Source organism: Streptomyces sp. MB09-02B (assembly GCF_033794485.1).
GTDB lineage: Bacteria > Actinomycetota > Actinomycetes > Streptomycetales > Streptomycetaceae > Streptomyces.
The window spans coordinates 79534-88117 of record NZ_JARGEE010000003.1 but is presented as its reverse complement, the minus strand read 5'-3'; the positions used below and the strand labels follow the sequence as shown (position 1 = coordinate 88117).

At 67.4% G+C, this 8584-nt stretch carries 5 protein-coding genes; all 5 read left to right on the top strand.

What is annotated here, in order from left to right; all coding sequences use genetic code 11:
- Positions 1-790 (top strand): (Fe-S)-binding protein (locus P1P70_RS01290; RefSeq protein ID WP_319233812.1); only part of this gene is annotated, 790 nt, incomplete at its 5' end.
- A gap of 231 nt (positions 791-1021) precedes the next feature.
- Entirely contained in the window at positions 1022-3382 is a 2361-nt protein-coding gene (locus P1P70_RS01285; protein ID WP_319233811.1) for a SpoIIE family protein phosphatase, read from the top strand.
- Between the two features lie 680 nt (positions 3383-4062).
- On the top strand, positions 4063-5184 hold the full coding sequence (locus tag P1P70_RS01280; RefSeq protein WP_319233809.1) for a glycine betaine ABC transporter substrate-binding protein: 1122 nt from the start codon (positions 4063-4065) through the stop codon (positions 5182-5184).
- 167 nt (positions 5185-5351) lie between these two features.
- Positions 5352-7277: an ABC transporter permease gene (locus P1P70_RS01275; RefSeq protein WP_319233808.1), complete on the top strand. Its 1926-nt coding sequence runs from the start codon at positions 5352-5354 to the stop codon at positions 7275-7277.
- On the top strand, positions 7274-8488 hold the full coding sequence (locus P1P70_RS01270) for a glycine betaine/L-proline ABC transporter ATP-binding protein (RefSeq protein ID WP_319233806.1): 1215 nt from the start codon (positions 7274-7276) through the stop codon (positions 8486-8488). Before P1P70_RS01275 ends, P1P70_RS01270 begins: the two co-directional genes overlap by 4 nt.
- Positions 8489-8584 lie beyond the last annotated feature (96 nt).

The window sequence follows — 8584 nt, the reverse complement described above, 5'->3', positions numbered from 1 at the left end:
CACCAAGGCCTTCGCGGAGCTGCTGCACATGGCGGGCGTCAAGTTCGCCATCATGGGCGGCGACGAGAAGTGCACCGGTGACTCCGCCCGCCGCCTCGGCAACGAGCCCCTCTTCCAGGAGCTCGGCATGGAGAACGTGGCCGCGCTGAACATGGCGTTCGGCGAGGACGACGAGGACGAGTCGACGAAGAAGCCCAAGTCGGCCAAGAAGATCGTCGCCACCTGCCCGCACTGCCTCAACACCCTCGGCAACGAGTACCCGCAGCTCGGCGGCGACTACGAGGTCATCCACCACACCCAGCTGCTCCAGCACCTCATCGACGAGGGCAAGCTGATCCCGGTGACCCCGGTCGAGGGCCTGATCACCTACCACGACCCCTGTTACCTGGGCCGCCACAACAAGATCTACACGCCGCCGCGCGAGATCATGTCGGCCGTCCCGGGCCTGCGCCAGCAGGAGATGCACCGCCACAAGGAGCGCGGCTTCTGCTGCGGCGCCGGCGGCGCGCGGATGTGGATGGAGGAGCGGATCGGCAAGCGCATCAACAACGAGCGCGTCGACGAGGCCCTCTCGCTCAACCCGGACATCGTCTCCACCGCCTGCCCGTTCTGCCTCGTCATGCTGACCGACTCGGTCAACGGCAAGAAGGCTGCAGCCGAAAGCGGCTCCGCCGCGGGCGACAAGGCCAAGGAGTCCATCACGGTCGTCGACGTCGCCCAGCTCCTGCTGGAGTCCGTCAAGGGCGAGCCCACTGCTGTCGTTGACGATCCGGAACCGGTCAGCAATTGAGATCGGATCGGAGTCATGCTGATCCACGCTGAGAGCACCAAGGCAACTGCCGGTAGCGACACTGGTGCTTTCAAAAGGAAGGCCGGGTGATCTACCCAAGCGGTCGCGGGGTCAACCGCGGCGACGGGACCGCCTGAGTGCCAAAGACTCGTCCGCACTGCCGGGTGCATTGCTCAAGCGCATCGCCATAGTGAGCGGTAACCTGGGGCGGAACGCATCGGGCAGGTTCCCATGGCGACACCTGACACTACGGCGCAATCCACAAGCGGCATACTGGGCGGTAACCCCTACAGCCCGCTGACAGCGGCGGTCGCCCTGCTGGACCGGGACGGCAAGGTCGTCGGCTGGACCAGTGCCGCAGCGGACGAGTACGGCTTCGACGAGGACGAGATCCTAGGGCGCCCTTTCTCCGAACTTGTCGGCCGCGCACAGGGCAGACTCGTACTCACGCCCCATCTGAGGGGAAGTCGGCAGCACGGCTGGTGCGAGACCCGCGAAGTCCACCACCGCGACGGCCGGACGGTGCACAGCGTGCTGCACCTGTGCCCGCTGACCGCGAACGGATCCGGCATCTCCTGGCTGGTCGTTTTGGTCCCCTCCGACCGCCTGCAGCAGTGGGCGACGGACCAGGCCATGCTGAACGGACTGTTCACCCAGTCAGCGATCGCCCTGACGGTGTACGGCCCCGATATGCGAGTGGCCTGGGTGAACGCGGCGGTGGAGGCCCAGCACGGCCTCCGGCCGGAGGAATGGGTCGGCCAATACATCGCGGACATGTTTCCGCAGGGCGAGATCCTCTCACCCGAATACCGGGGCCGCGCGCTGGAGGACGTCATCGCCCAGGTGTTCCATAGCGGAGCTCCGGTGCTTGACCTGCACTATCGCAGCCCCACCTCGGTAGACCCCGCCCATTTGCACGTATGGTCGTGTTCATACTTCCGGCTGCAGGACGGAGGCGGGCGGGCACTGGGCGTCTGCGAGTCGGCCTTCGACATCACCGACCGCTACGAGGCACGCCGCCGCTTGGCCCTCCTCGGCCGGGCCAGCAGCATCGGCCGGCATCTGGACGCGTCCCGGACAGCCGGGGAACTGGCCTCGGTCCTTGTGCCGGAGTTCGCTGACATGGTCAGAGTCGAACTCGCCGAGTACGTTCTGGTTGCCGCGGAGGCGGCGCCCCTCGCCCCGGGGGGCCAGCCGTACCCGCTGCGCTGTGTCGTCGAGCGGAGCGCCGACGAACGCGGGGCCGTCCAGGCGTATCCCTCCCAATCGCCCGAAGGCCGACGCCGGCTCGTGCTGCCCCTGCAGGCGGGAGACAGACTCCTGGGCCGGGTGATCCTGGAGCGCTTCGCTCCGCGCGATCCGTTTGGCGACGAGGACCATGCCCTGGCCATGGAACTGGTATCGCACACGGCGGTGTGCGTGGACAACGCCCGCCGCTACGCCCGCGAGCACGTGGCTGCCCTGACCCTCCAGCGCAATCTGCTGCCCGCCACGCTGCCGGAGCCGACTGGAGTCGAGATCGCCCACCACTACATTCCCGCGGCCGGCCCCAAGGGCGTGGGCGGCGACTGGTACGACGTGATCCCCCTGTCCGGGGCCCGGGTCGGACTGGTGGTGGGCGACGTCTCGGGCCACGGGCTGAACGCGGCCGCCACCATGGGGCGTCTCCGCACGACGGTGCGCGCCCTGGCCTCACTCGATCTCGACCCTGGGGAACTGCTCACCCGGCTCGGCGACCTCGTCGCGCAGGCACGCATCGGCATCCACTCGGTCGAAGACGACCTCCCTGAAGACCAGGCGATCGGAGCCCGCTGTCTCTACGGTGTGTACGACCCGGCGTCTGGGAACTGCTCCATGGCCAGCGCGGGGCACCTGCCACCGATCGTGACCCGGCCGGACGGGACGGCCGAAGCCCTGGACATGGCGATCGGCCCACCACTGGGCGCCGACACCCTGCCCTTCGAGTGCACGGACCTCGAACTACCGACGGACAGCATGCTCGCCCTTTTCACCGACGGGCTCGTCCAGCGGCCGGACGCCGATCTCGACTCTGGCCTGGCGGAGCTCCGCCGCGTGCTGGGCCATCGGGGAGTGACCCCCGCAGAGGCGCGGTCCGCGATCGTCGCATGGGCGCCGGCCGGTGCCGCACGCGATGACACCGCCCTACTGTTGGTCCGCGTCCACCGCCTGAGCGAGCCGCATATGGCGAGCTGGCCCATCCCCGCAGACACCGCGGAGGTGGCCACCGCCCGAAACCTCGCCACGCACCAGCTGACCGAGTGGGGGCTGGAGGATGTCTCGTTCGTCGTGGAGCTGGTCGTCAGCGAACTCGTCACGAACGCCATCCGCTACGGCGGTGGTCCAGTCTGCCTCCGTCTCCTGCGGGACCGGGATCGCACGCTGATCTGCGAGGTCTCGGACGGCGGGCACACCTCACCACATCTGCGGCGGGCCGGCCTGGACGACGAGGGCGGGCGCGGACTCTTCCTGGTGGCTCAGCTCACCGAGCGGTGGGGCGCCCGGTACACGCAAGACGGCAAGACCATCTGGACCGAGGTTCCGCTCCGCATGACGTCACCGGAAGCCCCGTAGAAGATGCCTTCGCCGTCGGACGCGACAGCAGGCGCGGCTGCCTCGGACTCGCTGACCTGAGGCAGCCCTACACGATGTTCACCTGAGCCAGGGATCCAACCTGCGCCCCTTTCACCCACGGCCAACTTCGGCGAGGCTGCACTTTTTCGGTGCGTGGAGGTGTTCACGCGTTCCTTGGCAATCACGTCGAGAGCCGCGTGGAACCGGTACGCCCCTGTCGACTCGGTGTGCGGCCGCCTCGACCACCGACCCTCCCCCGGCAGGGCACCTGCGAGAGCCCGCCGTAGCGCAGCTCATCCCGTCCATCAGTCAACTCGCCTGTGAGGGCGTCGACTTCCAGGCAAGCCGTTTGGCGCACGGCAAGGATTCCCATCCGCCTGTGCCACGTAGATCGGACCTCTGCGTGGCTGGCGACGCGAATCGAGCGGACTGACAAGAAGTAGGACGGCCCGCGTTGCCGATGATTGCCGCCGCAGTGACCAGCACCATAGGCCCCAAGAACACCCAAAGAATTCGTAATACTTCCAATAGTCCGTGCTGGTAGCCGCCGCTTAACTGCGTCCACTCGCCGTGTGATCCCCCTCTCACACGAGTCAGAACACCTTCGATGAGTTCCCGGCCGGCCACGACGACAGGCCGTTGTCGCCCGGATATCGCCAGACAGGGGCAAGGAGCAGACCATGCAGCGTCGAGCAAGGGTTGTCGGACTCAAGAAGCAGATCACGGCCACTGGCAACAGTTCCGAGGAAACACCCGGCGGGAACGAGGGCATGACCGCCCGTCAGCAGCGTCGCGGCAGACGCTGGCTCGCCGGTGCGGCAGCCGGCGTCTGCGCCGTGATGCTCGCCACCGCCTGCGCGCCGCAGGAAGCGACCTCCTCCGGCTCCGAAGCGGACATAGACCCCGAGGTCACCGCGGCTCTCAAAGAAGAGGGGGCGGTCAAGTTCGTCGACAACCTCTACATGGAGAACTCTCTCCAGGCCCACTTGATGGCGCAGATCATCAACGAGATCGGCGGTGAGGCCGAGGCCGTCGAGGCCGCCGGCGGGGCTGAGACCGCGGCAGCGATGGCCAAGGCGGACAACATGGTCTCGATGGACTGGTGGCGCTGGCAGTTCGAGGACGGCTGGCAGAAGTACGTCGTCAAGGAGAAGTCGCTCGTCCCCATCGGCACCTCCGACTACAAGGGCGAGGAGGGCTGGTACGTGCCCACCTACGTCATCAAGGGAGACGCCAAGCGGGGTATCAAGCCCGCGTGTCCGGACCTCCCGAACTGGAAGGCCCTCGACAAGTGTGTGGACGTCTTCAAGACGCCCCGGACGACGCCCAAGGGGCAGTACATGACCGGGGCGGAGTCCTGGGCACCGGCCTACGGCGACCAGGACCGCATCGACAACCTGAAGCTCGACTACAAGATGGTGTTCGCCGGTTCCGAGGCGGCGCTCTTCGCCGAACTGTCCAAGGCGTACGAGCGTGGTGAGCCCTGGCTGGGACTGATGTGGCGGCCCAACTACCTGACGCAGATGTACGACCTGACGCGCGTCGAGTTCCCTCCCCACACCGCCAAGTGCTGGGCGACCACGCACGCGTGCCAGTGGCCGGAGACGGTGATCTACCGGGTCGCCTCGGCCGGCCTCGAGTCCAAGCACCCGACGGTCTGGAAGATCCTCAAGAACTACAGCCTGAGCGACGAGCAGTTGAGCTCGATGCAGAAGCTGGTCGTGGATGACGGCATGTCGGTCAAGGACGCCGCCAAGACGTGGATGAAGCAGAACCGCAAGGTGTGGACGGCGTGGATCTGAGCAGCAGACCATCGGCTGAGGCCATGTCTCGTACCACTCCGGCCGCAGGCACGGATGCGACGGTGAGGGGCGAGCGTCCGGACGCGAGCACTCCCCTGCCCGGACCGGCGCGACAGGGCCCTCTCCGGCGGTTCGCCGATGGTTTCACGTGGCGGACATGGCACCTGGTGCCGGTCCTCCTCGCCACCGTGATCGTGATCGGGGCCGTCTCGGCCCCGATCGCCTTCCCCACGACGCTCAGGATCCCGCTCGGCCGGGAGGTCGAGGAGGCCTTCAACGACTTCGAAGAAGGCGGTACTTGGCTGTACGAGCCGACCGCCACCCTGTTGGCGTCGTTGTTCGACTCGATCGTCGCCTACCTGGAGCTGATCTCGCCACCGGTGTTCGTGGCGGCGGTGGTCCTGCTCGTCGGCTACTTCAAGGGAGTCCGGCTGGGGCTGGTCGCGGCCGTGATGTTCGCCTGGGTGCTGCTTGGCGGGCTGTGGGAGCCGACGATCCAGACCGTCGCGTTCATGGTGGTCGCGGTCTCCATCAGCGCCGCCGTGGGCATCGCGATGGGACTCTTCGCCGCATCAGGTCCGAGGGCCAATGTCGTCGTGCGGATGCTGCTTGACGCCCTCCAGACGTTCCCGTCCTTCGCCTACCTCGTGCCGGTCGTGTTCCTGTTTGGCATGGGAAACACCCCCGCGATCATCGTCACAGTGATCTGGGCCATGCCGCCGATCGCGCGCATGACCAACGTCGGGCTCCGCGAAGTCTCCGGTGAGGTGCTCGAAGCCGCTGTGGTGTCCGGCGCAAGTCGCTGGCAGCTCCTGCGCGACGTGCGGTTTCCCATGGCGGCCCCACGCATTCGTGCCGGTCTGAACCAGACCATCATGTACGCGATCGCGATGGCCACGATGGCGGCGATGATCGGCGCCGCCGGTCTGGGCGCGCCGGTATGGAGTGGCCTGCGGCGACTCGAGTTCGGCGACGCTCTGCAAGGCGGAATCGCCCTGGTGCTGGTCGCGATCCTGATCGACCGGGTGACCGCGCCCCGCCCCGGCCCGGCCGCCGTGCGGAGGCGTACGCCGGCATCGGACGGACCACACGAACGACGAGTGGGTGGCTTCCCTCGGATGCCTTCTCTCGCGGGCATGCTCACCTTCGCGGCGTTCCTCGCCGTCGTGATCACCTCGCAGGTCTTCCGGGGCACGTGGCAGAACTTCGCCGAACCCCCGTGGGGCACACCCCTGCGCTTGCGGGAGCCCGTGGGTGACGCCGTGATCTGGGCCACCACGACTCTGGGCCCCGGCCTCGACGCCATCGGCGCCACGATCCAGCAGGCCGGCCTCAACCGGCTCGGCGACTTCTTCACCTCGATCCCGTGGCCGGTCGTCGTACTGTGCACCGGTGCCCTCGGTGTGGTCGTCGCCGGATGGAGCAAGGGCGTGCTCATGGGTGTCGGTATCGTCGCCATCGGGAGCCTGGGAATGTGGGGCAGCACCGTCGAGACGCTGGCCGTGGTGAGCACCTCCATCCTGCTGGCCGGGCTGATCGGGATTCCTGTGGGCATCGCGATCAGCGCCAGCAACGCGGCCGCGGCCGTGGTACGCCCGATTCTGGACGTGATGCAGACGCTCCCGATCTACCTGTTCATCATCCCCGCCGTCATGTTTTTCGGAACCGGCGAGGTGGCCGCCGTGCTCGCGACCTTGCTGGCGACAGTCCCACCGGTTATTCGGTTTACCAACACCGCTTTGCGTGGAGCGGACGCGGAGGTGGTGGAAGCCGCCCTCACCTTCGGGGCCACACCCGGTCAGGTCCTGCGGCAGGTACGCATACCCCTGGGGCTACAAACGATCATGGTGGGCCTGAACCAGGCGGTGCTCCTGGCCCTGGCCATGGCCGTCGTCAGCGCGATGATCGGAGCGCCCGGTCTGGGCGGGGACATCCTCGCCTCTGTCGAGAGGGTCGACCTGGCCCGGGGCGTGGAGGCCGGCCTGGCGATGCTTCTGCTGGGCGTGATCATCGACCGGCTCTTCGACGGATCCGCCCGCATGCTCACCAACATCACTCACACATCGGTCGGCCCCGGAAAGGCGGGATCATGACAGTGCTCACCGCAAGTGAGATGGAAGCGCCCGTCGGCGGCGCCGCCCTCACTGTGCGAAATCTCTGGAAGGTCTACGGCCCGCACTCCGGCCGCCACCTCGAGGAGGTCAAGGCGGGAAAGGCGCCGTCGGACGGGGCTCACACCGCGGCGGTCCGCGACGTCTCGTTCGACGTGCGACCCGGCGAGACCTTCGTGGTGATGGGGCTGTCCGGCAGTGGCAAGTCGACGCTCGTCCGATGTCTCAACAGGCTGTTGGAGCCCACCGCCGGGAAGGTGGAGATCGACGGCCTCGACATTGTGTCCATGCCCCAGTCGCGGTTGCGCGAGCTGAGGCGCAAGGACTGGGCGATGGTCTTCCAGCACTTCGGACTCCTGCCACACCGGCGCGTCCTGCACAACGTCGCCTACGGACTCGAGGTCAGCGGTGTCCCCCGGGGCGTCCGAGACGACAGGGCCCGGGAAGTGATCGAGCTGGTGGGACTCAAGGGTGTCGAGCACAAGTACCCGCACGAGCTCAGCGGCGGCATGCGGCAGCGCGTCGGACTAGCGCGAGCCCTGGCGGTACGCCCCCGCCTCCTGCTCCTCGACGAACCCTTCAGCGCCCTCGACCCTCTCATCCGCAGCGATCTGCAGGACGAACTGCTGAGACTCGCAGACGTCGTACGCCAAACTTCGATCTTCATCACCCATGACCTCGCCGAAGCGCTCAAAGTCGGCGACCGCATCGCGATCATGCGCGACGGAGAGTTCGTCCAGGTGGGTACTCCGGAGGACATCGTGCTGCGCCCGGCCGACGACTACGTCCGCCGCTTCGCGGTCGAGGCACCGCGAGCCAAGGTGGTTCGCGCCGGAACGATCGCGCGCGCGGCCCTCACCCTCTCGAAGTCCGAGAACCTGGAGGCCAGCCTCACGAGACTGGCCAGCACTGAAGGCGGTGCCGCGATCGTGAGTGGCGAGGACGGCAAGGCGCCGAGTGTCGTCACGGAGCTGCAACTGCTCAGGGCTCGGAAGGAGGGACTGCGAACGGCGGATCTCCTCACAGGTGAGTTCGCGACGGTGGGCGAGGACGAGAACCTGGGTGCCGTAATGGAGAAGCTCGTGGCCACGGGGAACCCCGTGATCGTCCGCTCGGCCGCTGGTGAGTTGCTCGGACTTGTGGACCACTCAGCTGCGGTTGCCGCCCTCACTACGGCATCGCCCTCGGCCTGACGACACAAGGCTGAAGGCACTGTTCCGACGGCATCGGGCGAGGCTCTGCCCCGGTAAAGGAGGGATCTCAGCACCATCGACCTGGTTGCCACGCGG

Coding starts and splice junctions, on each gene's coding strand:
- P1P70_RS01285 (WP_319233811.1), top strand. CDS start 1,022: ATGGCGACACCTGACACTACGGCGCAATCCACAAGCGGCATACTGGGC.
- P1P70_RS01280 (WP_319233809.1), top strand. CDS start 4,063: ATGCAGCGTCGAGCAAGGGTTGTCGGACTCAAGAAGCAGATCACGGCC.
- P1P70_RS01270 (WP_319233806.1), top strand. CDS start 7,274: ATGACAGTGCTCACCGCAAGTGAGATGGAAGCGCCCGTCGGCGGCGCC.